At 68.1% G+C, this 26340-nt stretch carries 24 protein-coding genes; 11 read left to right on the top strand and 13 right to left on the bottom strand.

What is annotated here, in order from left to right; all coding sequences use genetic code 11:
- Positions 1-179 precede the first annotated feature (179 nt).
- Positions 180-884 (bottom strand): hypothetical protein, encoded by a 705-nt coding sequence (locus GDI_RS20350; RefSeq protein ID WP_231854140.1) that lies wholly within the window; start codon positions 882-884, stop codon positions 180-182.
- 1 nt (position 885) lies between these two features.
- The gene (gene gpmI, locus GDI_RS15865; RefSeq protein ID WP_012227846.1) at positions 886-2436 is read right to left on the bottom strand and encodes a 2,3-bisphosphoglycerate-independent phosphoglycerate mutase; all 1551 of its coding nucleotides are present in this window, start codon (positions 2434-2436) and stop codon (positions 886-888) included.
- A 102-nt stretch (positions 2437-2538) separates the two neighbouring features.
- Here gpmI and msrB point away from each other — a divergent pair, with 102 nt between their 5' ends.
- The 3 genes from msrB to GDI_RS15850 are packed head-to-tail and all read left to right on the top strand — an operon-like array spanning position 2539 to position 3834.
- On the top strand, positions 2539-2922 hold the full coding sequence (msrB, locus tag GDI_RS15860) for a peptide-methionine (R)-S-oxide reductase MsrB (protein ID WP_012554711.1): 384 nt from the start codon (positions 2539-2541) through the stop codon (positions 2920-2922).
- Positions 2919-3569 (top strand): uracil phosphoribosyltransferase, encoded by a 651-nt coding sequence (gene upp, locus GDI_RS15855; RefSeq protein ID WP_012227842.1) that lies wholly within the window; start codon positions 2919-2921, stop codon positions 3567-3569. The genes msrB and upp overlap by 4 nt, the downstream gene beginning before the upstream one ends.
- A 52-nt stretch (positions 3570-3621) precedes the next feature.
- Positions 3622-3834 carry a dodecin gene (locus GDI_RS15850; RefSeq protein ID WP_012227840.1) on the top strand — a complete coding sequence of 71 codons (213 nt, stop codon included), beginning with the start codon at positions 3622-3624 and terminating at the stop codon, positions 3832-3834.
- Positions 3835-3889: 55 nt separating this feature from the next.
- Here GDI_RS15850 and GDI_RS15845 read toward each other — a convergent pair whose 3' ends face one another.
- The 6 genes from GDI_RS15845 to carA form a co-directional block, all read right to left on the bottom strand.
- A complete protein-coding gene (locus tag GDI_RS15845; RefSeq protein ID WP_012227838.1) occupies positions 3890-4312 on the bottom strand; it encodes a type II toxin-antitoxin system VapC family toxin in 423 nt (140 codons plus the stop codon).
- Entirely contained in the window at positions 4309-4563 is a 255-nt protein-coding gene (locus GDI_RS15840; RefSeq protein WP_012227836.1) for a FitA-like ribbon-helix-helix domain-containing protein, read from the bottom strand. The genes GDI_RS15845 and GDI_RS15840 overlap by 4 nt, the downstream gene beginning before the upstream one ends.
- Before the next feature lie 91 nt (positions 4564-4654).
- A complete protein-coding gene (locus GDI_RS15835) occupies positions 4655-5851 on the bottom strand; it encodes a threonine ammonia-lyase (protein ID WP_012227835.1) in 1197 nt (398 codons plus the stop codon).
- 10 nt (positions 5852-5861) lie between these two features.
- The gene (greA, locus tag GDI_RS15830; RefSeq protein WP_012227833.1) at positions 5862-6335 is read right to left on the bottom strand and encodes a transcription elongation factor GreA; all 474 of its coding nucleotides are present in this window, start codon (positions 6333-6335) and stop codon (positions 5862-5864) included.
- Positions 6336-6467: 132 nt separating this feature from the next.
- Complete coding sequence (gene carB, locus GDI_RS15825) at positions 6468-9722, bottom strand: carbamoyl-phosphate synthase large subunit (RefSeq protein WP_012227832.1); 3255 nt, start codon at positions 9720-9722, stop codon at positions 6468-6470.
- Positions 9723-9734: 12 nt separating this feature from the next.
- Positions 9735-11138, bottom strand: a complete 1404-nt coding sequence (gene carA, locus GDI_RS15820) for a glutamine-hydrolyzing carbamoyl-phosphate synthase small subunit (RefSeq protein WP_012227830.1) — start codon at positions 11136-11138, stop codon at positions 9735-9737.
- 144 nt (positions 11139-11282) lie between these two features.
- Here carA and GDI_RS15815 point away from each other — a divergent pair, with 144 nt between their 5' ends.
- From GDI_RS15815 to GDI_RS15780, 8 genes are all read left to right on the top strand, one after another.
- Complete coding sequence (locus GDI_RS15815; protein ID WP_012227823.1) at positions 11283-11738, top strand: GatB/YqeY domain-containing protein; 456 nt, start codon at positions 11283-11285, stop codon at positions 11736-11738.
- 4 nt (positions 11739-11742) lie between these two features.
- On the top strand, positions 11743-13602 hold the full coding sequence (gene dnaG, locus GDI_RS15810) for a DNA primase (RefSeq protein ID WP_012227820.1): 1860 nt from the start codon (positions 11743-11745) through the stop codon (positions 13600-13602).
- Positions 13603-13818: 216 nt separating this feature from the next.
- A complete protein-coding gene (rpoD, locus tag GDI_RS15805) occupies positions 13819-15771 on the top strand; it encodes an RNA polymerase sigma factor RpoD (protein WP_012554715.1) in 1953 nt (650 codons plus the stop codon).
- An 11-nt stretch (positions 15772-15782) separates the two neighbouring features.
- Positions 15783-16373, top strand: a complete 591-nt coding sequence (locus GDI_RS15800; RefSeq protein ID WP_012227817.1) for a GNAT family N-acetyltransferase — start codon at positions 15783-15785, stop codon at positions 16371-16373.
- A 186-nt stretch (positions 16374-16559) separates the two neighbouring features.
- A complete protein-coding gene (gene rpsF / locus GDI_RS15795) occupies positions 16560-17045 on the top strand; it encodes a 30S ribosomal protein S6 (protein ID WP_012227816.1) in 486 nt (161 codons plus the stop codon).
- Positions 17046-17051: 6 nt separating this feature from the next.
- Complete coding sequence (rpsR, locus tag GDI_RS15790; protein WP_012227815.1) at positions 17052-17327, top strand: 30S ribosomal protein S18; 276 nt, start codon at positions 17052-17054, stop codon at positions 17325-17327.
- A gap of 12 nt (positions 17328-17339) precedes the next feature.
- Positions 17340-17906: a 50S ribosomal protein L9 gene (gene rplI / locus GDI_RS15785; protein ID WP_012227813.1), complete on the top strand. Its 567-nt coding sequence runs from the start codon at positions 17340-17342 to the stop codon at positions 17904-17906.
- Between the two features lie 156 nt (positions 17907-18062).
- Positions 18063-19316 carry an SAM-dependent methyltransferase gene (locus tag GDI_RS15780; RefSeq protein WP_012227812.1) on the top strand — a complete coding sequence of 418 codons (1254 nt, stop codon included), beginning with the start codon at positions 18063-18065 and terminating at the stop codon, positions 19314-19316.
- Positions 19317-19361: 45 nt separating this feature from the next.
- Here the strand turns inward: GDI_RS15780 and rsmA are convergent, their stop codons facing one another.
- Genes rsmA through lptF form a run of 5 tightly spaced genes read right to left on the bottom strand, consistent with a single transcriptional unit; the run spans position 19362 to position 26270 of the window.
- A complete protein-coding gene (gene rsmA / locus GDI_RS15775) occupies positions 19362-20189 on the bottom strand; it encodes a 16S rRNA (adenine(1518)-N(6)/adenine(1519)-N(6))-dimethyltransferase RsmA (RefSeq protein ID WP_012227811.1) in 828 nt (275 codons plus the stop codon).
- A 43-nt stretch (positions 20190-20232) separates the two neighbouring features.
- A complete protein-coding gene (locus GDI_RS15770; RefSeq protein ID WP_012554716.1) occupies positions 20233-21591 on the bottom strand; it encodes a peptidylprolyl isomerase in 1359 nt (452 codons plus the stop codon).
- Positions 21592-21616: 25 nt separating this feature from the next.
- Positions 21617-23971, bottom strand: a complete 2355-nt coding sequence (locus tag GDI_RS15765) for an LPS-assembly protein LptD (RefSeq protein ID WP_012227809.1) — start codon at positions 23969-23971, stop codon at positions 21617-21619.
- Positions 23968-25077, bottom strand: coding sequence for an LPS export ABC transporter permease LptG (lptG, locus tag GDI_RS15760; protein WP_012227808.1), 1110 nt, complete (start codon positions 25075-25077; stop codon positions 23968-23970). The genes GDI_RS15765 and lptG overlap by 4 nt, the downstream gene beginning before the upstream one ends.
- The gene (gene lptF / locus GDI_RS15755; protein ID WP_012227807.1) at positions 25074-26270 is read right to left on the bottom strand and encodes an LPS export ABC transporter permease LptF; all 1197 of its coding nucleotides are present in this window, start codon (positions 26268-26270) and stop codon (positions 25074-25076) included. The genes lptG and lptF overlap by 4 nt, the downstream gene beginning before the upstream one ends.
- Between the last annotated feature and the right edge of the window lie 70 nt (positions 26271-26340).

Here is a 26340-nt window from a genome sequence, read left to right as displayed (position 1 = left end):
CGCCGCCTGCGCCGCGCGTTCCAGCCGGTCCTCGGCGGCCTGTTCCAGCGCCTCGATTCGCGCGACGGCGTCCTGCAGGCTGGTGGCCTGCCGCGTCGCGTCCTCGACCTGGCGCGCGGCCAGCGCCGCCGCGCCGGTCGACCGGCGCTGGGCCAGGCGCGCGGCCTGCGCGGCGCGGGCTACCTCGTCGCGTTGCGTCGCCTGCCGGCGTTGCAGATCGTCCAGCCGCGCGCCCTCGCGCGCCAGGTCGTCGTCCAGCCGGGCCAGTTCGGCGCGGCGGGTGCGGATGGCGTCGGCCCGCTGTTCCAGTTGCGCGGACAGGCCCCTGATGACCAGCAGGCCGGTGACGGCGTCGTCGGGCGGCACGGGGGCGGCCAGCAGCGTGTCGGCCGGATAGCGCGCCAGCCGTGCCGCCAGGGGCAGCATGGGCGCCATGGCGGCCGAATCCCGGTCCAGTTCGGCGCGCAGGCGTGCCTGTTCCGCTCGCAGGGCGTCACGCGGCCGGCCAGGTCGGCGGTCTGCTGTTCGGTCTGCTGAAGCTGGGCGGTGGCGTCGACCGTCGCGGCCGACAGGGCGGCGGCGCGGGCGGTGTCCTGGCGGGCCTGCGCCTGCGCCGCGTTGCGTGCCTGGGTGCGGGCGGCCAGGTCGCTGGCCTGGCGCTGCTGCCGGGCGATCAGGGCCTGCCGCGCCAGGCGGGCCTGTTCCACCGCGCGGCGGGCCGCCGCCGCCGCGTCATCGGTCCCCCGGCCGGAATGAAGCGCATGGTGGCGGGGGGCACGGGGCGGGGCGGCATCGGCCGATCCCCCAATGGCCGGGACCCCCCAGGGGGCCGGGACCCAGGTGGCCAGCCCGGCGAGCAGGCCGGCCACCAGCGCGCGTTTCAAGTTAAAAACGGTGTTTTTCGACCAGCAGCGACGTCCCGGTCATGGCGGCGGGCTGCGGCAGGCCCATCAGGGCCAGCAGGGTGGGCGCCAGGTCGGACAGGCGGCCGTCATGCAGCGTCATCTCGCGCACGCCGGTCAGCACCACCGGCACGACGTTCAGCGTGTGGGCGGTGTGCGGGCCGCCGGTCTTGGCGTCGAACATGGTTTCGGCATTGCCGTGATCGGCCGTGACCAGCAGTGCGCCGCGCTGGCGGTGCACCGCTTCCACCAGGCGTTTCAGGCCGCGATCCACCGCCTCGATCGCCTTGACGGCGGCACCGAACACGCCGGTATGGCCCACCATGTCGGCGTTGGCGTAATTCAGGACGATCAGGTCGTACTTGCCGCTTTCGATCGCCGCCACCGCCTTGTCGGTCAGTTCGGGGGCGGACATTTCCGGCTGCAGGTCATAGGTCGCGACCTTGGGCGAGGGCACCATGATCCGGTCCTCGCCCGGAAGCTGGGCTTCCTTGCCGCCGTTGAGGAAGTAGGTGACGTGGGGGTATTTCTCGGTCTCGGCCATGCGCAACTGGTGCAGGCCGGCCTTCGACACCACCTCGCCCAGCAGGTCGTCCAGCGTCTCGGGCGGGAACAGCACCCCGATCAGCTCCGCCAGCCGGTCGCTGTAGCGCGTCATGCCGACGGCGGCGGAGAACCGGATGACGCGCGAGCGGGCGAAGCCCTCGAAATTCTTCTCCAGCAGCGCGTCGAAAAGCTGGCGGATGCGATCGGCGCGGAAATTGAAGGACAGGATGGCGTCGCCGTCCTTCATCCCCCCATAGGTGCCCAGCACGGTCGGGGGCAGGAATTCGTCCGTGGTTCCGGCCTTGTAGGCCGCATCCAGCACCGCGAGCGGGTCCTCGCCATGCGGCCCCTGGGCCGAAACGATGGCGTCATAGGCCTTTTCCACCCGGTCCCAGCGGCGGTCGCGGTCCATGGCGTAGTAACGGCCGGACATCGTGGCGATGGACACGGCGTCCGGCAGGGCGGCGCGCAGGCTGGCCACGTACTCGCGGCCGGAATGCGGCGGCGTGTCGCGCCCGTCGGTGAAGGCATGGAAGGCGACCGGAACCCCCTGGTCGGCCAGGATCTTCGCCAGCGCCACGGCATGGTCCTGGTGGGAATGCACGCCGCCCGGCGAGACCAGGCCCATCAGGTGGCAGGTGCCGCCGCTCTGCTTCAGGGTTGCGACCAGGCCCATCAGGACCGGATTGGCGGCCAGGCTGCCGTCACGGATGGCGGCGAAGATGCGCGGCAGTTCCTGCATGACCACGCGGCCGGCGCCGATATTCAGGTGCCCGACCTCGGAATTTCCCATCTGCCCTTCCGGCAGGCCGACATCCTCGCCACATGTCTTCAGGAAGGCGTGCGGGCCTTCCTGCCACAGGCGGTCGAAGGCAGGGGTATGGGCCGCGCGGACGGCGTTGTCCGTCGGGTCGTCGCGCCAGCCGAACCCGTCGAGGATGACGAGCATGACCGGGCGTCGGGGATGCAGGTGCGTCTGGGTGGTCATGGGTATTCTCTCCCGTAATTTTGTCGTTCATGATGGCATCAAATTTCGGGATTGCGAATGTCCCGGCGACGGAAAGACGCCCGCCCGAATGGAGAATGCGGCATGACCCAGGTAAAAACCCCCACCGTCTGCGGCGTGCTGACGCCCGAGCAGGTCCGCGTGATGCGCGAGCATGGGACCGAGCGGCCGGGGTCCAGCCCGCTGAACCATGAAAAACGCACCGGCCTGTATCGCTGCGCGGCCTGCGGCACGCCGCTGTTCCGGTCCGATACCAAATATGACAGCGGCAGCGGCTGGCCGTCCTATTATGACGCGCTGCCCGGCGCGGTGGAAGAACAGGTCGATACCAGCCACGGCATGGTGCGGGTGGAAATCCATTGCGCGTCCTGCAAGGGGCATCTGGGCCATCTGTTTCCCGACGGGCCGCCGCCCACCGGCCAGCGCTACTGCATCAACGGCGTGGCGCTGGAGTTCGTGCCCGCATGAGCGGCGAGCAGACTCCGCCCGCCCCGGTGGTGGTGCTGGACCATCCGCTGGTCCAGCACAAGCTGACGCGCCTGCGCCAGGCGACGACCTCCACCGCCGGGTTCCGCCGCCTGACGCGCGAAATCAGCCTGCTGATGGCCTACGAGGCCACGCGCGACCTGAAGCTGGAAGCGGTGGAGATCGAAACGCCGCTGGAGCGCATGGAAGGGCACCTGCTGTCGGGCAAGAAACTGTGCCTGGTGTCGATCCTGCGGGCCGGCAACGGCATCCTGGACGGGATGCTGGACCTGCTGCCGGCGGCGCGGGTGGGGCATATCGGCCTGTTCCGCGACCATGCGACGCTGGAGCCGGTCGAATATTACATGAAGCTGCCCGACGATATCGGCGAGCGTGTCTGCATCGTCGTCGATCCGATGCTGGCCACCGGCCACAGCGCGGCGGCGGCCATCGACCGGCTGAAGGGGGCGGGGGCGCGGCACGTCGTGTTCGTCTGCCTGCTGGCGGCGCCCGAGGGCGTGGCCTTCCTGTCCCGGGCGCATCCCGACGTGAAGATCATCACCTGCGCGATCGATCGCGGGCTGGACGATCACGGCTATATCCGTCCCGGTCTGGGCGACGCCGGCGACCGGCTGTTCGGGACCAAATAGCAACCAAGGCGTCCGGGCATCGTTTTCCCCCTACAGGACAGGGAGGAAGACGATGTCCGGACATGTCTACAAGATCGTCGAACTGGTCGGTTCATCCCCCGATTCGATCGAGGGTGCCATCGCGGGCGCGCTGGCCCGCGCGTCCGACAGCCTGCATTCCATCCGCTGGTTCGAGGTCGTGGGCACGCGCGGCCACGTCGTGGACGGCAAGGTCAGCCACTATCAGGTGATGCTGAAGGTCGGCTTCACCATCGACGACACATAGGCCGGCGTCGAAGGCCATGCCGTGGACGCCACGGACTGCCGGATCTGTCCGGCCATCAGGCGCCCTGCCACGGATTCAGGATCTTCACACCGGCCGCCTCGAACGGCGACACATCCCGACTGGCCACCGCGTAACCGCGGGATGCGGCAATTGCGGCAATATAGCCGTCCGCCTGGCCGATCGCCCGTCCATCGGACCTGGCCCGCATCATCAGATCTGCATAAGCCTGGGACGCCGCCAGATCGAAGGGCAGGACACGCCCGTCGAACAGGGGCAGAACGTCCTGTTCCAGACTCTGATGCAGGATCGAACGCCGCCGGCCTGCCGGCATGGCGGCAATTCCGAATCGCAATTCCGCCACCGTGACGGCCGACAGCCACAGCGTCTCGATCGCCTGGGCGTCGATCCATTCCAGGACACGCGGTTCAGGAACAGGCTTCCATGGCTCCGAGACCACATTGGTATCAAGAAGGATCATTCGAATGTCATCGGCTCGGCTGGGGTCTGATCCCGAACCTGCTGCAAGGCCGCGACATCCTGCTCGGTCACGTCGGCTTCACGACCTATGGACGCCAGAAGCGACCCCAGCCTGACGCGCTTCGGCGGCCGGACGACGGCTTCCAGAATGGCGCGGATTTCCGCTTCCGTGCTGTGTCCATGCAGGGCGGCCCGCGCTTTCAGCGCCCGATGCGTCTCTTCGGGAAGATTGCGGATGACGACAGAGGACATGATGAAAGCCCCTTCTTCATAAGGACCGATATCATATTTTATTTTTGATATCGATCCAGCAAAATCCTGCCGGCGGGCAGGATATGAGGGGCTACACCCGGCGGACGATGTAGGTCTTGGCCAGTTGCCCCATGATCTCCATCGCGTGGGTGGGGTCGCGGGCTTCGATCATCACTTCCAGTTCGGCCGCCTGCACGCTGGCGGCGGTGAACAGGCGCTGGTGCGAGACCTCGATGATGTTTCCGCCGGCCTCGCCGATCATGCGCGAGATGTCGGCCAGCACGCCCGGCCGGTCCGGGATTTCCATCTTCAGGCACAGCAGCCGCCCGTCGCGCAGCAGCGAGCGCAGCAGCGTGTTGGCCAGGATGCGGCTGTCGATATTGCCGCCCGTCACCGGCAGCGCCACCCGCTTGCCCCGGAACAGTTCGGGATAGGTCAGGACCGCCGCCAGGGCGCTGGCGCCCGCGCCCTCGCTGACCTGCTTGGCGCCCTCGGCCATCAGGGTGATCGCATCCTCGACCGCGCGTTCCGGCACCACCAGCACGCGTGAGACATGGTCGCGAATGACCGACAGCGGCTGCCGCCCGATCTGCAGCACCGCGATGCCCTCGGCGATCGTGGCGCCGCCGGGGGGCATGATCTCGTCCCCCGGGACAGCGGACACCGAGGAATAGCTTTCGACCTGCACGCCCATGATGTCCATGCCGGGACGCAGCGCGCGGCCCACCACGGCGCAGCCCGACAGCAGGCCGCCGCCGCCGATCGGACCGACGAAGATGTCGAGCGGGCCCGCATCCTCGAACAGTTCCAGGCCGAAGGTGCCCTGGCCGGCCATGACCTCGGGGTCGTCGTAAGGATGGACGAAGACCCGGCCTTCCCGCGCGCACAGGGCGTTGGCATGGGCCGTGGCCTCGGCGAAATTGTCGCCTTCCAGCACCACGCGCGCGCCCCAGGCGGCGGTGCGGGTGACCTTGGCGGCCGGGGTGAAGCGCGGCATGACGATGACCGCGTCGATTTCCAGCAGCGCGGCATGGCGGGCCACGCCCTGGGCGTGGTTGCCGGCCGATACGGTGATCACTCCGCGCGCGCGTTCCTCGGGCGTCAGCAGCGCCAGCTTGTTGGCGGCCCCGCGTTCCTTGAACGAGCCCACGGCCTGGAGATTGTCCAGCTTCAGGACGATGTCCGCCCCCGTCGCCCTGGAAAGCGCGTGCGAGGGAACGGTGGGCGTGCGCAGGACACGCCCCTCGATCCGCGCGGCGGCGGCGCGAACGTCGTTGAGGGTGATCATCGCATCCCGCCTAGCCGTAGGTGACGGCCAGGATCTCGTACGTCCGGTCGCCGCCCGGGGCGGGGACCGAGACGGAATCGCCGATCCGCTTGCCGATCAGGGACTTGGCCAGCGGCGAGGACACCGACAGCAGCCCCTGCTTGATGTCGGCCTCGTGCACGCCGACGATCTGGTAGGTGGCTTCCTTGTCGGTTTCCTCGTCCACCAGGCTGACCTGGGCGCCGAATTTCACCTGGTCGCCCGACAGGCTCGCCGGATCGATCACCTCGGCCGACGAGATGATGTCCTCAAGTTCAAGAATCCGGCCCTCGATGAAGGACTGGCGGTCCCGCGCCGCGTGGTATTCGGCGTTTTCCGAAAGGTCGCCGTGGCTGCGGGCCTCGGCGATGGCACGTATGACGGCCGGGCGTTCTTCACTCTTGAGCTTGCGAAGTTCTTCTTCCAGCCGCTGCAGGCCCTTGCCTGTCATCGGAAATTTCTGCAAGGCGCGTCCCCGGAATGAAGGTCAGTCGCGCGACTGACATCAAAGGTTGAAGAAGAGCATCCCACAAGACCGAATGCGCCGGGTGCGGGGCCGGCAGGAACCGGTCCCGCACCCGGCGTCGGTGCGGTATGCTCAGAACGATCCGCTAAAGTAGGATTGAAGGGGCGCGACTTCAAGCGGTCCTTCCCGCATTGCCGCGATTGCGTGGGTCGCGGCCCGCGCGCCCGCGATGGTGGTGAAGTGCGGAATGCCGGTTGTCAGCGCCGAACGGCGGATGTCGAAGCTGTCCGTCACCGACTGGGCGCCCTGCGCGGTGTTGATGATCATCTGCACGTCGCCCGATCGGATGGCATCGACGCAGTTGGGCCGTCCCTCCAGCACCTTGTTCACCACTTCGACCGCGATCCCGGCGTCGCGCAGGTGCTGCGCGGTGCCCCGGGTGGCCAGGATGGTGAAGCCCATGTCCACCAGCCGGCGGGCCAGCGCCGGGATGGCGGCCTTGTCGCTGCGGCGCACCGACAGGAACACCACACCCGACAGCGGCAGCCGCACCCCGGCGGCAAGCTGCGACTTGGCGAAGGCCCGCTCGAACGACGCGTCCAGGCCCATCACCTCGCCGGTGGAGCGCATTTCCGGGCCCAGGATCGTGTCCACGTTGGGGAAGCGGTTGAAGGGGAACACCGCTTCCTTCACCGCGACGTGCGGCGCCACGGCGCGGTCGTCCAGCCGGAATTCCGACAGCCGTGCCCCGGCCATGACCCGCGCGCCGATCTTGGCCACCGGCACGCCGGTCGCCTTGGCGACGAAGGGCACGGTGCGCGAGGCGCGGGGATTGACCTCCAGGACGAAGATGTCCTGGTCCTTGATGGCGTACTGGACGTTCATCAGCCCGACGATGCCCAGTTCGCGGGCCATCGCCTCGGTCTGTTCCTTCAGTTCGGTGACGATGGCGGGCGAGAGGGTGTAGGGCGGCAGCGAGCAGGCGCTGTCGCCGGAATGGATGCCCGCTTCCTCGATATGTTCCATGACGCCGGCGACATAGACGGTGTGGCCGTCGGAAATGCAGTCCACATCGGCCTCGATCGCGTCGTTCAGGTAGCGGTCGATCAGCACCGGGCCCGAGGCGATGTCGTGCCCGGCCAGTTGCAGCGCCACGCGCATGTAGCGCTGCAGGCTGGCGCGGTCATGGACGATTTCCATCGCCCGGCCGCCCAGCACGTAGGACGGGCGGATCACGACGGGGTAGCCGATGCGCTCGGCCACGTCCTCGGCCTCGGCCGCCGTGCGGGCGATGCCGTTGTCCGGCTGGCGCAGGCCCAGCTTGTGCAGCATGGCCTGGAACCGCTCGCGGTCCTCGGCGCGGTCGATGGCGTCGGCCGGCGTGCCCAGCAGCGGAATGCCGGCGGCCTCCAGCGCGCGGGACAGCTTCAGCGGCGTCTGGCCGCCATACTGCACGATGCAGCCCAGCACGGTGCCGCTGGCCTGCTCGCGCCGGATCAGCGCGATCACGTCCTCTTCGGTCAGCGGCTCGAAATACAGGCGGTCCGAGGTGTCGTAGTCGGTCGAGACGGTCTCGGGGTTGCAGTTGACCATGATGGTCTCGAACCCGGCCTCGCGCAGCGCATAGGCGGCGTGGACGCAGCAATAGTCGAATTCGATCCCCTGGCCGATGCGGTTGGGACCGCCGCCCAGGATCACGATCTTGCGCCGGTCGGTCGGGTGGCTTTCGCAATCCGGCACGCCGAACCCGCCCTCGTAGGTCGAATACATATAGGGCGTGGCCGAGGCGAATTCGCCGGCGCAGGTGTCGATCCGCTTGTAGACGGGCGCGACCGCCAGCCGCGCGCGCAGGGACGCGACCTCGTGCGCGCCGGTGCCCGACAGGCGGCCGAGCTGCACGTCCGAGAAGCCCAGCGCCTTCAGCCGGCGCAGCGCCAGCGCGTCCTGGGGCAGGCCGTCGCGGACCACGGCATGTTCCGCCGCCACGATCTTCTGCAACTCGCGCAGGAACCAGGGCTCGAACCGGCAGGCGGCGTGGATTTCATCCACGCCCAGGCCGGCGCGCAACGCCTGGGCGGCCATCAGGATCCGTTCCGGCCGGGGCTGGGACAGGGCGGCGCGGAACGCGTCCTCGCCGCCGTCGCCCGGGGCCTCGACCGGGTCCAGCCCGGCCAGCCCGGTTTCCATCGAGCGCAGGCCCTTCTGCAGCGCCTCGGGGAACGAGCGGCCGATGGCCATCGCCTCGCCGACCGATTTCATGCTGGTGGACAGCAGGGCGGGGGTGCCGGGGAATTTCTCGAAGGTGAAGCGCGGGATCTTGACCACCACATAGTCGATGGTCGGCTCGAACGACGCCGGGGTCGAGCCCGTGATGTCGTTGGCCAGTTCGTCCAGCGTGTAGCCCACGGCCAGCTTGGCCGCGACCTTGGCGATGGGAAAGCCCGTGGCCTTGGACGCCAGCGCGGAGGAGCGCGAGACGCGGGGATTCATCTCGATGACCACCATGCGGCCGTCGGCGGGGTTGACGCCGAACTGCACGTTCGACCCGCCGGTATCGACGCCGATGGCGCGCAGGCACGCCAGCGAGGCGTCGCGCATGCGCTGGTATTCCTTGTCGGTCAGGGTCAGCGCCGGCGCGACGGTGATGGAATCGCCGGTATGCACGCCCATCGGATCGATGTTCTCGATCGAGCACACGATGATGCAGTTGTCCGCGCTGTCGCGGACGACCTCCATCTCGAACTCCTTCCAGCCCAGCACCGATTCCTCGATCAGCACCTCGGTGGTCGGGGACGCGTCGAGGCCCGAGGCCACGATCTGGTCGAATTCCTCGCGGTTATAGGCGATGCCGCCGCCCGAGCCGCCCATGGTGAACGAGGGACGGATGACCGCGGGCAGGCCGACCTGCTCCAGCGCCGCGCGGGCCTCGTCCAGCGTATGGGCGATCACGCTGCGCGGGCTTTCGATGCCGATCGCGTCCATCGCCTCGCGGAATTTCTGCCGGTCCTCGGCACGGTCGATGACTTCGGCGTCAGCGCCGATCAACTCCACCCCGTGTTCCTTCAGGAAGCCGGACTTGTCCAGCGCCATGGCGGTGTTCAGCGCCGTCTGGCCGCCCATGGTCGGCAGGATGGCGTCCGGCTTTTCGCGCAGGATGATCCGCTCGACGAATTCCGGGGTGATCGGCTCGACATAGGTCGCGTCCGCCAGTCCGGGATCGGTCATGATCGTGGCCGGGTTGGAATTGACCAGGATGACCCGGTACCCTTCCTCGCGCAGGGCCTTGCAGGCCTGGGCGCCGGAATAGTCGAATTCGCACGCCTGGCCGATGACGATCGGACCAGCGCCGATGATCAGGATGGAGCGGATATCTGTCCGTTTGGGCATGGTGTGCTGCTTTCAGACGGGTGCGTTGACGCGGTCGATCAGGGCGACGAAGCGGTCGAACAGATAATGGCTGTCCGACGGGCCGGGGCTGGCCTCGGGATGGTACTGGACCGAGAAGGCCGGATAGCGGTCGGAGGCGATGCCCTCGTTCGAGCCGTCGAACAGGCTGGTATGGGTCACGCGCACGTCGGCGGGCAGGCTGGATTCGTCCACCGCGAAGCCGTGATTCTGGCTCGTGATCTCGACCCGCCCGGTTCCCAGGTCCTTGACCGGCTGGTTGGCGCCGCGATGGCCGCGCGCCAGCTTGTAGGTGCGCGCGCCCAGCGCCTGCGCCAGCAACTGGTGGCCCAGGCAGATGCCGAAGACCGGCTTGCCGGCCTCCAGCACGCCGCGGATCGCCGGCACGGCATATTCGGCGGTCGCGGCCGGGTCGCCCGGGCCGTTGGACAGGAACACGCCGTCCGGCGCGTGGGCCAGGATCTGGTCCGCCGTGGCCGTGGCCGGCACGACCGTCACGTCGCAGCCCGCGCTGGCCAGGCAGCGCAGGATGTTGCGCTTGGCGCCGTAATCGACCGCGACCACGCGGCGGCGGCGCTCGGGCAGCGGGCAGGTGCCCGCGGGCCAGGTCCAGACGCCCTTGTCCCAGGAATAGGGGGCGGCGCAGGTCACGTCGCGGGCCAGGTCCATGCCTTCCAGCCCCGGCCATGCGGCGGCCTGGGCACGCAGGGCGTCCAGGTCGAACACGCCGTCGGCGGGGTAGGCCAGGATGGCGGTCTGCGGGCCGCCGTCGCGCACCCGCAGCGTGATGGCGCGGGTATCGACGCCGCAGATGCCCGGCACGCCCTGGCCGGCCAGCCAGGCGTCCAGCCCCTGCGTCGCGCGCCAGTTGGCGGGCTCGGTCAGGTCCTGCTTGACCGCCAGCCCGCGCGCGGCCACGCGGGGGGCTTCGTCGTCATCCGCGTTGGTGCCGACATTGCCGATATGGGGAAAGGTGAAGGTGATGATCTGCCCGGCGAAGGAGGGATCGGTCAGGGTTTCCTGATAGCCGGTCATGCCGGTGGAAAAGCACAGTTCGCCGATGGCGCTGCCGGCGGCCGGCGTATGCGCGCCGAAGCCGCGCCCCCACGCGACCGTGCCGTCGGCCAGGACCAGCGCGGCGGTGGCGCCTTCGGGGGGCTGGGTGGCGGGGGGTAACGGGGTCTCCGGCATCTGGGTCTCCGCTCGGTCGGACGCGCTGTCGGGTTGCAGGTCGGAAAGGCTGAGGCCGGTGTGGCGCAGGATGACCGTCCAATGCTTGGGCGGGATCGCGCGGGCCTGCCGCCATTTGCGGATGGCCTCGGTCCCGACGCCGGTCAGCCGGGCGGCATGATCCGCGCCGCCCAGACGCTCGATGATGGTCTCGATCGATATCGGCATGGCGAATTCTTCCTTCCGGGATTATCTCCTACCAGCGTCCCGATCGGCTGGGAAGAAAATTCCCACCCGGATCGACGGCAAATCGGTGGGAAAAATGTTCCGGCCCCTCGCCGGCGCCCGCCACTGGATCAGGAGAACGGGATCATGTCCCTGCGCGCGCGTTTCATGGAAGACCTCAAGGCGGCGATGAAGGCCGGGCAGTCCGGGCGCGTCGGCACCCTGCGCATGGTGAACGCCAGGCTGAAGGACGTCGACATCGGCGCCCGGGCCAAGGGTGGCGAGGTGGCGGAGGACGAGATCGTGTCCATGCTGCGCGGCATGATCAAGTCGCGCACCGAATCGGCGGCGATGTACCGCCAGGGCGGCCGCCCCGAACTGGCCGAGAAGGAAGAAGCCGAGATCGAGACGATTCGCGGCTACCTGCCCGCCGAGCTGGACGCCGCCACGCTGGAGGCGGCGACGCGCGAGGCGATCGCGGAACTGGGGGCGGCGTCGATGAAGGACATGGGCCGCGTCATGGCCGCGCTGAAGGCGCGCTTCGGCGCGGCACTGGATGCCGGCCGCGCCAGCGCCACCGTCAAGACGCTGCTGTCCGCCTGACGCGGTGGCGCTCGATCCCGCCTTTCTGGAGGAATTGCGTGCCCGCACGCCGATCGCCTCGGTGATCGGCCGCCGGACCAAGCTGGTCCGGTCGGGGAGGAACTGGAAGGCCTGCTGCCCCTTCCATGGCGAGAAGACGCCGTCATTCTACGTCTATGACGATCATTTCCACTGCTTCGGCTGTGGCGCGCATGGAGACGTCATTTCCTTCGTGATGCAGAGCGAGGGACGCTCCTTTCCCGAAGCGGTCGCCGAACTGGCGGGCGAGGCGGGGCTGGAGGTGCCGCGCGCCAGCCCGCGGGAGCGCGAGGCCGAGCAGCGCGCCCGGGGCCTGTCCGACGTGCTGGACCTGGTGCAGGCCGCCTGGGTGCGCCGGCTGCATGCGCCCGAGGGCCGGGCGGGCCTGGCCTACCTGCGCGGGCGGGGCCTGTCGGACGAGACGATCGCCGGCTTCGGGCTGGGCTGGTCCGGCGACGGGCGGGGCGGATTGCTGAACGAGTTGGCGCCGCACGGGGTCACGCCCGAGATGCTGGCGCAGGCCGGGCTGATGCGCGTGGACGAGGACGGGCGCCCGAAGGGGGAACTGTTCTTCAACCGCGTGACCTTCCCGATCCGCGACCGGCGGGGCAGCCTGGTCTCGTTCGGCGGGCGCATCCTGGGGGATGGGCAGCCGAAATACCTCAACGGGCCCGAGACCGCGCTGTTTTCCAAGCGGCGGACCCTGTTCGGCATGGATCGCGCCCGGGCCGCGCTGCGCACCGCGCGGCCGCGCGGGGCGCCGCCGGTCGAACTGGTGGTGGTCGAAGGCTACATGGACGTCATCGCCCTGCACCAGGCGGGGTTCCCCGGCGCGGTCGCGCCATTGGGCACCGCCCTGACGTCGGAACAGATGGAGGCGCTGTGGCAGATGGCGGCGGCCCCGATCCTGTGCTTCGACGGCGACGGGGCAGGGCAGCGCGCGGCGGTCAAGGCGGCGGAAACGGCGCTGCCGCTGCTGGATATCAACCGCACCCTGCGCTTCTGCGCCCTGCCGGAGGGCGAGGACCCCGACAGCCTGCTGCGCGGGCAGGGAAGCGGCGCGGTGGCGGCACTGCTGGAGGGCGCGCGGCCGATCGGCCACGTGCTGTTCGACCTGCTGACCCAGGGGGTACGCGACCCCGGGCCCGAGCAGCGCGCCGCGGTGCGCCGGCGCCTGGTCGAGGCGGCGGCGCTGATCGCGGACAAGGGGCTGGCGGCGGAATATCGCAGCACGCTGCTGGACCGCTTCTTCGAGACCTATCGCCGCCGTCCGGGCCAGGGGAAGCGTGCGGGCCAGGGCGGCCAGCGCGGGGACGGCAGGCAGGCGGGCGTGTCGTGGCCGGCCGGGTCCGCCCCGGCGCCGTTCGACGAAGCGGCCGCGGCGCAGGAGCGCATGCGCATCCTGACCGCGATCCTGCTGCGCCACCCCCATATCCTGCCCGAGGTCGAGGACGCCTATTGCCGCCTGGACCTGCCGCCCGCCCTGGCGCGGGTGCGGGCCGCGGTGATGGACCTGGCCGCGTCGGGCGACCTGACGGATGCGAAGGCGCTGGACCGGCGCCTGGACGAGGGCGGCCTGGCGGAGGAACGGATGGCGGTGGTGGCCGCCCGGCCGCTGCCGATGTCGCTGAGCGCGCCCGACGACCTGATGGCGGTCGACGTGGTGCAGGAATGGTGGCATTTTTTTGCCTTGCTGAATGTCCGGCAGTTCGGCGAAGATATCCGCCTGGACACCGAAAGCCTGTGCGCCGGCACGCTGGACGCGCGGTCGTGGGCCAGTTTGCGGACCCGGCTTCTGGCCTGGGAGGCGTTGCGGCGCGGGGATCTCACGCCCGGCGAAGGGTAAGGTTGCGCGTCGGCGCGCCATGCCGGGCCTTGACTTCCGCGAGTGAATCGACCACCTGCACCACACTGTAATTTGTCAGATGCGACAAAGTGGTCATTTCGTATCCGGTGGTTTACGCGCCCTGCGCGGCAACGCGACCGGACCGCGAAACAGGGCCGGCGACGCCGTTGCATGACACAGGCGAGGGCGCTTTAGCGGTTGAGGATAGGGCAGGCGATGGCGACAAAGACAGCCGCGGGTTCGGAAGCGACTGCTGGCGATCAGGACAACGACACCACTCTGCTGGATACCCAATCCGGAGCCGTCAAGAGACTGATCGCACGGGGCAAGGAACGGGGGTACATCACCTTCGACGAGCTGAACGCCGTCCTGCCCCAGGATCAGATGTCGTCGGAGCAGATCGAGGATGTGATGGCGGTCCTGTCCGAAATGGGCATCCAGGTCGTCGAGAACGAGGATAACGACGACAGCGAGGCCAATCGCGAGGAGAAGGCCGAGGAGGCCGACACCGAGGGCGAGGAAGCCGGGGGTGCCGCGGGCAACGTCGATACCGAGAGCCTGGGCCGTACCGACGACCCGGTGCGCATGTACCTGCGCGAGATGGGGTCCGTCGAACTGCTGTCGCGCGAGGGCGAAATCGCCATCGCCAAGCGGATCGAGGCCGGCCGCGACGAGATGATCGGCGGCCTGTGCGAAAGCCCGCTGACCTTCCGCGCCATCATTTCGTGGCACGAGCGCCTGAAGGCGGGCGAGATGCTGCTGCGCGACATCGTGGACCTGGAGGCCATGCAGTCCGGCGGCGCCGAAGCCGAGGCCGGCGCCGAGGGCGGCGAGCAGGAAGACGGCAGCTTCGACGCGGCCCCCGAGAGCGAGGACGGCGAGGAAGGCGACAGCGCCGGCCTGTCGCTGTCCGCGCTGGAAGAAAAGCTGAAGCCCGAGATCCTGGCGCAGTTCGAGGAAATCGAGGAACTGTATTCCCGGCTGCAGAAGCTGCAGTCGAAGCGGCTGGAGACCCTGACCTCGGGCGCCGAGATGTCGGACAAGTCCGAGAAATCGTACGAGAAGCTGCGCGAGGAACTGGTGGGCAAGGTGCAGCAGGTCCACCTGCACAACACCCGCATCGAGGTGCTGGTGCAGCACCTGAAGGAAATCTTCCAGCGGCTGAACGGGCTGGAAGGGCGCATGCTGCGCCTGGCCGAGAGCACCAAGGTCTCGCGCGAGGACTTCCTGATCAAGTATCGCGGCAGCGAGCTGGACCCGGGCTGGATGGACATGGTGTCCGCCCTGCCGGGCAAGGCGTGGAAGAATTTCGTCGCCAAGCATTCGGCGTCGGTGCTGGACCTGCGCGGCCAGGTCGCATCCCTGTCGCAGGAAACCGGCCTGCCGGTCGGCGAATTCCGCCGCGTCTACGCCACCGTGTCGCGCGGCGAGCGCGATTCGGCCCGCGCGAAGAAGGAGATGATCGAGGCGAACCTGCGCCTGGTGATCTCGATCGCCAAGAAATATACCAATCGCGGGTTGCAGTTCCTGGACCTGATCCAGGAGGGCAATATCGGCCTGATGAAGGCGGTGGATAAGTTCGAATATCGCCGGGGCTACAAGTTCTCGACCTATGCCACGTGGTGGATCCGCCAGGCGATCACCCGGTCGATCGCCGACCAGGCCCGCACGATCCGCATCCCGGTCCATATGATCGAGACCATCAACAAGCTGGTCCGCACGTCGCGCCAGATGCTGCATGAGATCGGACGCGAGCCCGCGCCCGAGGAACTGGCCGAAAAGCTGGGCATGCCGCTGGAGAAGGTGCGCAAGGTCCTGAAGATCGCCAAGGAACCGATCTCGCTGGAAACGCCGATCGGTGACGAGGAAGACAGCCACCTGGGCGATTTCATCGAGGACAAGACGGCGGTCATCCCGCTGGACGCCGCGATCCAGACCAACCTGCGCGAAGCCACGACGCGGGTCCTGTCCTCGCTGACCCCGCGTGAGGAACGCGTGCTGCGCATGCGCTTCGGCATCGGCATGAACACCGACCACACCCTGGAAGAGGTGGGCCAGCAGTTCAACGTGACGCGCGAGCGCATCCGCCAGATCGAGGCGAAGGCGTTGCGCAAGCTGAAGCACCCGAGCCGCAGCCGCAAGCTGCGCTCGTTCCTGGACGACAACTGATTCGCCGGGCCATGGTCGCGTCCGTCGGAGACGCGCGGGCGGACTCCGGGCCGGCGACCCGGGCCGTTGTCGACGTGACCTTCCTGTGCATGGACGCCCCGCCATCCGGTCCGGCGCCTGCCCTGCCGGAAGGCTACCGCATCGTGCATCAGCCGGCGCCGGGCGTTGCGTTCTATCGCCGCCTGTATGACGGGGTGGGCAAGGATTATTGCTGGTGGCTGCGCCGCGTCGTGCCCGACCGGGAACTGGCGGCGCTGCTGCGCGACCCGGGCGTGCTGGTCCACGTCCTGTGGCGCGGCGAGCAGGTCTGCGGCTTCTTCGAACTGGACCGGACCCAGCCGGATGAGGTCAACCTGGCCTATTTCGGCCTGATGCCCGGCCAGATCGGGCATGGGATCGGCCATGCCTTCCTGCGGGCCGCCCTGGACGCGGCCTGGGCCTTCCACCCCGACAGCGTGCGGGTGAATACCTGCACCGCCGACCATCCCAGGGCGATGGAGACCTATCTGCGGGCCGGATTCCGGCCCGTGCGCACGGTGCGCGAGGTCTGGGACATTCCCGACCGGCTGGGGCTGACGGTTCCCCGGGCCCTGCGCCCCTGATCCACCGGCCGCCCGAATTCGGCTTTTCGGCAGTTTCCCCTTGTGGTCGGCCGGGGTTTGTGCTTCACACCGCACCTTCCCTGCCGGGACGCGGCATCGCCCCGGCTATACCCATGCCCCGCGGGAGGGGCGCCGTCCGGACCGGGTCCGGAACGGTCGGGTTGACCTTATCCGAAGGGAGTTCCCATGCCGTTATATGAGACCGTGTTCATCGCACGTAACGATGTATCGCAGCAGCAGGTCGAGGCCGTCGCCGACGGGATCGCCGCGCTGCTGGAAACCGATGGCGGCGCTGTGAAGAAGCGCGAATATTGGGGCCTGCGCAGCCTGGCCTACCGCATCAAGAAGAACCGCAAGGGGCACTACATGCTCCTGGGTCTGGATGCGAAGCCGGAGACGATCAAGGAAATCGAGCGCCAGCTCGGCCTGAACGAGGACGTGATGCGCGTCCTGACCCTGCGCGTCGACGAGATCGACGAGGCGCCGTCCGTGATCCTGTCCCGCAAGGGCGACGAGCGCGAGCGCGGCTTCCGTGGTCCGAAGCCGGCCGGCCGCTTTGAAAGCGGACGTGGCGGTGCCGGCGGTGCCCGTCGCGGCTACGACGATCGCGAGGAGTTCCGGGCACGCAACGAGCGTGAAGACGGGCGCGACACCGACGGCGAAGCGGAGTAAGAATCCATGTCCGAGACCACTGAAATCAACCCCGCCGCCCGTCGCACGGCCGTGGGTGCGCGCCGGCCGTTCTATCGTCGCCGCAAGTCCTGCCCGTTCTCCGGCCCCAACGCGCCGAAGATCGACTACAAGGACGTTCGCCTGCTCAGCCGCTTCCTGTCCGAGCGCGGCAAGATCGTCCCCAGCCGCATCACCGCGGTGTCCGCGAAGAAGCAGCGCGAGCTGGCCCAGGCGATCAAGCGGGCCCGTTTCATGGCGCTTCTGCCCTACATTGTCGGCTGAGGGAGGCAGATCATGTCCGCAGTAGAACTGATCCTGCTCCAGCGCGTCGAAAACCTGGGGCAGATGGGCGACGTCGTGAAGGTGAAGCCGGGCTATGCCCGTAACTTCCTGCTGCCGCAGGGCAAGGCGATCCGTGCCAACGCCCTGAACCGCGAGCGCTTCGAGCGCGAGCGCGTGCAGCTCGAGGCGCTGAACCTGAAGCGCCGCGAGGAGGCCGAGCGCCTGTCCGAGCGCATGCACGGCCTGTCCGTCGTGCTGATCCGCCAGGCCGGCGACAGCGGCAGCCTGTACGGCTCGGTCACGACCCGCGACATCGCCGAGGCGGCGACGGCGGCCGGCCTGACGGTCGCCCGCACGCAGGTGATCCTGGAAAACCCGATCAAGCAACTGGGCCTGTACGACGTCCGCGTCGCGCTGCATCCGGAAGTTTCGATCCCCGTCACGGTGAACGTGGCCCGTTCGGAAGAAGAAGCCGAGCGCCAGGCCCGTGGCGAAGAGATCGGCGTCGAGAAGGAGGAGCCCTCGGGCTTCGTCGAGGAAGCGCTCGAGGAAACGGTGGAAGCTCCGGCGGAAGCCTGATCCTTTCCGTTTCCGTTCTGTCGCAAAGGCCCGGAAGAGCATGCTCTTCCGGGCCTTTGTCTTTGAAAAGGCACGCAAAGCGTCATCACCGGTTCTTTACGGATCGATCCGGACCCTTCATGCTTCGGGCCCGGCCGAAAGAAGAGAGGTGAGTCCATGACGCCCTTGATAGACAGGATCTTTCGCAGTTTCATCTCGCTGGGGCGGCTGGACGTCGTCTATTCCGACGGCACGCGGCGGACCTATGTCGGCACGCCTGGGCCAGTCGCGGCGATGCGCATTCTCTCCCCGTCGGTCGAGCGGCGCCTGATCGTCAATCCCGGCCTGGCGTTCGGCGAAGCCTATATGGACGGTCTGGTCGTGCCCACGGGCTGCACGCTGTACGACCTGCTGGACGTCCTGATGGCCAACAGCATGCAGGCCGGCCATATCGGCGAATCGGTGGCGGCGGTGATCCGCTACGGCAAGCGGACCTGGACGCAGTTCAATCCGGCGTCCCGCGCACGGCGCAATGTCGCGCACCATTACGACCTGAACGGTGCGCTGTACGACCTGTTCCTGGACAGCGACCGCCAATATTCCTGTGCCTATTTTCCGCGTGGGGACGAGACGCTGGAAGAGGCGCAGGTGGCGAAGAAGCGCCATATCGCCGCCAAGCTGCGGCTGGACCGCCCGGGCCTGGAAGTGCTGGATATCGGATGCGGCTGGGGTGGCATGGCGCTGACGCTGGCGCGGGAGTACGGCGCACGGGTCACCGGCATCACCCTGTCCGAGGAACAGCTTGGCGTGGCGCGGCAGCGGGCACGGGACGAGGGGTTGGCGGACCGGGTGCGGTTCGAACTGGTGGATTACCGGGCCGTGACGCGGCGTTTCGACCGCATCGTATCGGTCGGCATGTTCGAGCATGTGGGGATCGGCCATTATCGCCAGTTCTTCGACCTCGTGGCGAATATCCTGGCTCCGGACGGGGTCATGCTGCTGCATTCCATCGGGCGGCATGACGGGCCGGGTTCGACCAATCCCTGGATCGATCGCTACATCTTTCCCGGCGGCTATTCGCCCGCGCTGAGCGAAACCTTCGCGGCGATCGAAAAATCCGGCCTGTGGGTGACGGATTGCGAGATCCTGCGCCTGCATTACGCCAAGACCATCGCGCTGTGGCGCGACCGCTTCGCCGCCAATCGCGAGCGGGTCGCCGCGATGTACGATGAACGGTTCTGCCGGATGTTCGAATTCTATCTGGCTGCGGCGGAACTGTCCTTCCGCGTGCAGGGGCACATGAATTTCCAGCTCCAGATCACACGGTCGATCGACGCCGTGCCGCTGACGCGCGACTATATGGTCGATGTGGAACGCGACGCGGCGGCGACGCGCCGCCCGCGCGTGCGTAGCCGGGCCAGGGCAGGGTAGGAAGAAAAACGACCGGGTTTCCAAAGGGCCGAGCCCTTTGGCGGGTCAGGGGGGGAGCCCCTGCCTTTCCGCGTGGCACCGCGCCAGAAGGTCGAACTCCGCGATATCCAGCGTTTCCGCCCGGCGGGCGCCGTCGATGCCGGCGGCGGCCAGCAGGGCTTCGCCGCCGATCGGGCGCAGGGAGCCGCGCAGCATCTTGCGCCGCTGGCCGAACGCCGCCGCCGTGACCTGTTCCATGGCGCGGAACAGGGCGGGGTCGGGCTGGGTCGCGTGGGGGATCAGGCTGACGACGGCGGAATAGACCTTGGGCGGCGGCGAAAACGCGCCGGGGGGGATGCGCATGACCAGGGCGCACCGGCAGGTCCATTGCGCCAGCACGGCCAGGCGGCCGTACTGGGCGCTGTCGGGGGCGGCGCAGATCCGCTCGGCGACTTCCATCTGGAACATCAGGGTCAGCCGTTCCCAGGCCGATGCCTGGCGCAGCCAGCCGACCAGCAGCGGCGTGCCGACATTATAGGGCAGGTTGGCGACGACCTGGCGCGGGGCGGGGCAGAGCCGCGTCAGGTCCTGGCGCGTCGCGTCGGCCTCGACCAGGTGCAGGCGGCCCGGGAACAGGGTGGCCAGTTCGGCGATGATCGCGACCGCGCGCGCATCGACTTCCACCGCCGTGACCGTCTCGGCCGGGCTGTCCAGCAGGGCACGGGTCAGGCCGCCGGGGCCGGGGCCGACCTCGACGACATGCCGGCCCGTCAGGTCCCCGGCCAGGGCGGCGATGCGTGCGGTGATGCCGGGGTCCAGCAGGAAGTGCTGGCCCAGGGCCTTGCGCGCATCCAGCCCGTGGCGGGCGATCACGTCGCGCAGCGGTTCCAGCAACGGCTGGCTACCGGGCAGGGGTGGAGTGGTCAGAGCGGCTGCCTCATACCTTCGAGCGCATTTCGATGATGGCGCGGCGATGCAGGTCGCGATCCAGCTGGCGCGACGTCTGTTCCGCCCGTTCGTTCATCAGCTGGTCGGCGATGTCGCTGGGGGTCTGCTGGGCGAAGTTCTTCTGCTGGCGGGAGCAGACCATCAGCACCGCGATACCGTCGGGGGCCACCAGCGGATGGCTGGCCTGGCCCGGGGTCAGGCCGGTCAGGACCTTCTGCATCTGCTCGTTGACGCGTTCGAGCTGCACGTCGCCCGGATTGGACGGGTGCTTGTCGCCGAATTTGTGGTTGATCGCCTCAAGCTCCGGGCACGAATGCACGGTCGTGGAAATCTGCTGCGCCTGCTTCAGCGCATCGCGCTGCTGCTCGCTCGGCGCCTGCGGGTCCAGGGGCGTGGTGAAGGGAATGAACGCCTCGCGCAGCGACACCAGCGTGCCCATCTGGTGACCGATCACGCGGCGGCCGTTCAGCGTCGCGATGACATAGCCGCCCGCGACGCGGATCGGGTTGGAAATGGCGCCGGGCGGCATGGCCTTGGCGATTTCGACGACCTGCGGGTCCAGGCTGTCCTCCTGCACCCAGCCCATCAATCCGCCTTCGAGCGCCGCCTGGTTCTGCGAGAACTGGGCCGCCACGATGGGGAACGGCGCGCCGTTGCGCAGTTCCTGGATGATGGTCTGGGTGAATTTCAGCTCGTCCTCGGAATGGCGGGGATCGTCGACCGGGATGAAGATTTCGCTGATCAGGTATTGCGGCTTGCCGTCCTCGTGCCGCAGGGCCTCCTCGCGCTGGGAGATCTCGGCCGCGGTGATGCGGCCGCGGGTTCCCATTTCCTCGCGCAGCACCTGCGACCAGCCCAGTTGCACGCGGATCTGGTCGATCATGGTGGTCAGCGAAATTCCGTCCTGGGCCAGCCGGTCGCGCAGGGCGTTCTTCGGCATGCCGTTCCGGCGTTCGATGTCGGCGATCGAGGCGGCGATCTGGTCGGGCGACACGTTGATGTGGCGCGAGAGCATCTCGTTCTGCCGCAGGCGCTCGTCGATCAGCTGCCGGAGGATCTGCGGCCGCAGCCGGGCCATGACGTCGTCGCTGAGCGTCAGGCCCGCCGACAGCGCGAACAGCCGTCCGCGATTGTCCACGTCCCGGCGGGTCAGCAGCGTGCCGTCGATGATGGCGATGATCGCATCCTGGCTCGTCGCGTCCGACTGGTCGGATGAATGGGCGGAAGCGGGGGGGGGCGCATGGCGGGCGGCCAGCGCCGGGCCGCCGGCGACGGCCGCCAGCCCGGCCGCCAGCAGGCATGCCATGACATTCGAGGAAAAACCGGTCTTGGTGGGGCGGCGTCGCATTCTGCTCGGTCTCTCACGCATCGGATCAGCCACGAATACCAAAGGCACCGATGGTCTTGAAGGTCAGGGTGAACATGATGGTCGAATTGCGCTGTTGGCCGCCGATCGACGTATATTGCTTGATATACATCAGGTTGAAGCCGAAACAGTCATTGTTGTAGCCGGCGTTGCCGCCCATGCTGACGAATTGCTGGCGCGACAGGCTGCGGCGGACGAAGGCCGACAGGCTGTAGTTCTGCCAGTTGGTGTTGGCACCGACCGTCACCTCGTTCGTGCGCACATAATAGGCCGCGTTGGGGCTCGCCGTCTGGATGTTGGTGGCATAATAATAATACGGCGTCACCGGTTCGTAGACATAGCCGCTGGTCAGGTGGAAATGCTTTACCCCGGTGCTGACCAGCGCGTCGCCGAAATCGATCCGGCCGGCATACGGGTCGATCCGGGTGCGGCCGGTGAAGTCGATATACTGGTTCGGCGCGAAGCGCGCGCGCGCCACCACGTCGGAAAAATGGTGGTTCAGCCCGGAATAGGGAATGCGGTTGTGGTCGATATGCTCCTGGAGGCTTTCGCCGACCAGCGTATCGATTTCATGCCCGTTCCACGTCCAGTTGCCATGCACGCCGAAATTGCCGCGCAGGCCGCCGTCCAGCCGGTCGGTCCCCGGGTAGCGGTTGATCGCGAACAGCGTCGAATCGGTGAATTCGTAGGACAGGCTGTCTTCGTTCGGCAGGTTGCTGTTGCGGCTGTTGCCGGTGTTGGGCGCCGCGATGACCTGGGCGATGGGTTCTAGGATCTGGGTGCCCTTGCCGTTCATGAAGCCCCGCAGGAACGGCCAGTTCATCTTCAGCGCGACCGTCGGCAGGACCTGGCCCGTGATCTGCTGGCGGGTCGTGGTCGGGGCGTAGATCGGCTGCTGGTTCAGGCTGGTCGCCCGGTGGATGGCCGATTCCAGGTGCAGGGTCAGCTTCCAGAGCTGGCCCAGATGGTTGCGGAACGGCCGGTCCCAGTTCAGCGAGAGCTGCCCGCGCTGGTCCGAGACGCCGGATGCGCGATAGACGTAGAAATCGGTGGTATCCACCGCCAGCCGGCCGCCCCACGCGTCGGGCTGGCCGAAATAGCTGTAGGTGTAGCGCGGCAGCACCCACGGCAGTTCGTTGTCGCGGATGACGCCCTGGTTCAGGCCCTGGTAGGCCTGGGCGTCGACGCGCGAATAGGACCCGGTTCCGAACCCTTCGAGATAGACGTTCGAGGTCAGCATTTCCTGGCCGTAGCCGGACACGCGATAGTCGCGCATGTAGTCGGCCGACGTGGCCAGGTTGATGTTCGCCCCCGCGCGCCAGGCGCGCGTGATCGACGCCTGCGCCTGGGCGAAGATGTAGCCCTGTATGCCGTGCTCGTCGGACGTGCCCGTGGTGTTGCCGAAGGTGTTCACGTACGACCCCTGGCGGTTGGTGTCGTAGGCCAGGCCGGCCAGGATGTTCAGCGTGCCGAAATTCAGCGCGTTGCGGTACTGGGTGCTGACCTGGGGGCCCGTCCGGGTGGACAGCAGACCCTGGATCGTCATGTCGGACTGTTTGTCGATCACCCAGTAATAGGGGATGGTGACATAGGCGCCCAGATAGCGGTCATGCGGCGTGATCCCCGGCGTCAGGAAGCCGCTCTGCCGCTTGACCGACGGGTCGGACATCGAAAAGGCGGGCATGTACATGACCGGAATGCCGAACATGTCCAGATAGGCGTCACGGAAGTCGATGCGCTTGTGTTCGGTATCGTCGATCGCGTCATAGGCCCGCAACTGCCAGAAGGGCGGCCGTTCGGGATGCTGGGCGCAGATGTTGCAGGCCGTGTAGACGGCGCGCGCCATGTCGTTGACCTTGGCCCCGGTGCGCCGCATGCCGTTGGCCGCCAGCTTGGCGTTTTCGGTCATCAGCATATGCAGGCGGGTCATGATGCCGTCGCGCATGCCGTTGCTGAGTTCGGCGTAGTCGCTGAAGATGACCGTGCCGTCGGGTTCCACCATCGCGACGTGGCCGTGGGCGGCGGCGATGCCGGTATTGCGGTCGTACGTCACCGTATCGGCGCGCAGGACGTGGTCTTCCTGCCAGATCTGGACGTTGCCGGTCCAGGTCACGATGCCCCGCGCGTTGTCGTAGGTGACGGTGTCCGCCTGGAACGTGACGGGGGCCGACTGCGACATGGGGCTGCCGGTCGTGATCTTGATCGGCTTGGCCTGGACCTGCGCATGGGCGCGGTGAACCTGGATGACCGCGCCCAGGAACGTGCTGCCCAGCAGGCCGGCAGCCAGCAATGTGCCACGCGCCTGCGAACGCTGGCCCCGGGCAGGGCGAAACAGGCGACGGGACATCAGGATCGGCATCATCCGTCTTCTAGATGAAGCAGCAGAGAAACTGCAAGGCAGAGTCCTGCTCCGGTCGGGGCCCAGGCGGCCAGCAGCGGCGGCATCGCCCCGGATTCGCCGAATTGCGCGGCCACCTTCGAGATCGTGAACAGGGCGAACCCCGCGGCGACGCCGCTGCCGATCATGCGCGCGACGCCGCCGCGCCGCGTCGGCCGCATCGAAAAGCCCGCCGCCACCAGCGCCATGGTGCCGGCCAGGATGGGCAATGTCAGCAGGGTCTGGAAATGCAGCCGGTGGCGGATGGACGAAAAGCCCGAACGTTCCAGCAGGGCGATGAAGCCGGGCAGCGCCCAGACCGACAGCGTGTCGGGCGAGGCGAAGCTTTCCTGCACGCGGGGAACGGTCAGGTCGGTCGGCATGACGAACCGGCCCGCCGGGACGGGCAGGCGGTCGGGGCGGATCGTCCTGGCATCCTGGAAAATCCAGACCTTCCGGCCGAGATAGCCCTCGGGGGCTTCGATCCGGACGATCAGATGGTCGGTATCGTCCAGCCGGAACAGGCTGATGCCGCCGATCCGCAGGACCCCGCCCTGCAGGTGGACGCTGCGGGCATGCAGGATCGCGACCCCGTGGGGAACCAGGCCGGAATCGGCCTGGCGCAGCCACAGCGCGCCGTCCGACAGGTTCAGCGGGCCGCCGCTGCGCAGATAGACGTGGTCCAGCGTTTCCGCCTGGCGATACATGATGGACGACAGCGGCGACAGGGCCCCGGTGGCCAGGATGCCGATCAGCAGCGCGCAGGACAGCGGGCCGGTCAGGAACTGCCAGGCCGAAATCCCGGCCGCGCGCGCCACGATCAGCTCGGACGACCGGGTCAGCCGCCAGAAGCACACGATCCCGCCCAGCAGCACGCCGAAGGGCAGGATCTCGATCATGAAATAGGGGACGTGCAGCAGCGCGATCTCGCTGGCCAGGCTGGTCGGCACGTCGGGCCGGGTGGCCACGCGGCGCAGCAGGTCGATGAAATCGAACAGCGAGACCAGCCCCGTCAGCGACAGGATCATCGCCATGACCGCCAGCGTGAACTGCCGGGCGATATAGAAGGACAGGGTGACGGAAACCGTCATGACCGGCCCGTTTCCGTCATGGCCGGCGCGTCGAGGCCGGGCTGGGCGCCGGCATCGCGCCATTTCAGTTCCGGCAGGAACAGCATCAGCGCGCAGGCGATCCCGGGCAGGATCGCCTCGACCCACATCAGGGGGATCAGGCTGGTATTGCGGCTGGCCAGGTTCTGCACCATCAGGCTGAGCGCCAGCAGGCTGACGACGCTGAGGATCGCGACCGCCGGGCGGATGATGTTGCCATGGCGGGAGAAGGCGCCCCGCAGCACGGCGACCAGCCCGACCATGGCGAAGGAGAACGCGGTGAACGGCGCGGTCAGCCGGCGCCAGGCCTCGACCGCGAACTTGCCGCGGTCGCGGGGGGCGACCTCCTGCGGGTCGGGGTGCAGCAGTTCATGCAGCGACATTTCCGTCGCGTCGCGAAAGCGCGCCTGGTCCCCGCGGGAGGATGTCAGGTCGATCGTGTTGCGGCTGAAGGTCAGGACGTTCAGCCGTCCGCTCTTGCGGTCGATCTCCTGCCGCGAGCCGTCATACAGGACCACGCGCGGCTGGTTGTCGACGACCAGCATCGTGCCGCGCTGGGCCAGGACGGTCGACGGATTGTCGGGCTGGCGGTCGTCCTCGACCACGATGCCGTGCAGCGTACCGTCGCGATCGCGGGAGCGGACATAGACGGTCATGGTGGGCGATACGGGGGTGAACACGCCCTCCTGCAGCATGAAGGCCGCCATTCGGTTGCGGATCTGGAATTCGTACTGCTTGAAGGCATGGAAGGACAGCGGCACGATCCAGATGTTCAGGATCATGCACGACACCACCGAGATGGTGGCGCAGAGCAGCCCCGCCCGCGCGATGAAGAAGGGCGACAGGCCGGCGGCGCGCATGACCGTCAGTTCCCTGTCCCCGGCCAGCCGCTGATAGACGAACTGCACGACGATGAAGGTCGTGATCGGCAGGATGACGGCGACGAAGGAGGGGACCAGCAGGCTGGTCAGCCCGATGAAGACCCGCAGCGACAGCCCGCGCTCGACCACCAGCGAGACGAAATGCAGCGACTGGGTCAGCCAGATCAGCGCCGACAGGCCGCCCGTCGTGGCCAGCAGGGCCACGAGCAATTGCCGCAGGACATAGCGGTCGAGCATCGGCAGGCGCGATCTCGGCTGCAGTCGGGTGACGGATCGGGCGAACGACATACGCATGTGTAGCCCCGCCGGGGGCCCGGCGAAAGCCCCGCGGCATAGGTGCTATACGACTGTTATGCAGCCGGAT

This window comes from Gluconacetobacter diazotrophicus PA1 5 (assembly GCF_000067045.1).
In the GTDB taxonomy this organism is placed as follows: Bacteria; Pseudomonadota; Alphaproteobacteria; order Acetobacterales; family Acetobacteraceae; genus Gluconacetobacter; species Gluconacetobacter diazotrophicus.
Note: the sequence above shows the minus strand (reverse complement) of the source record. Positions and strands in the feature narration are given on the sequence as shown.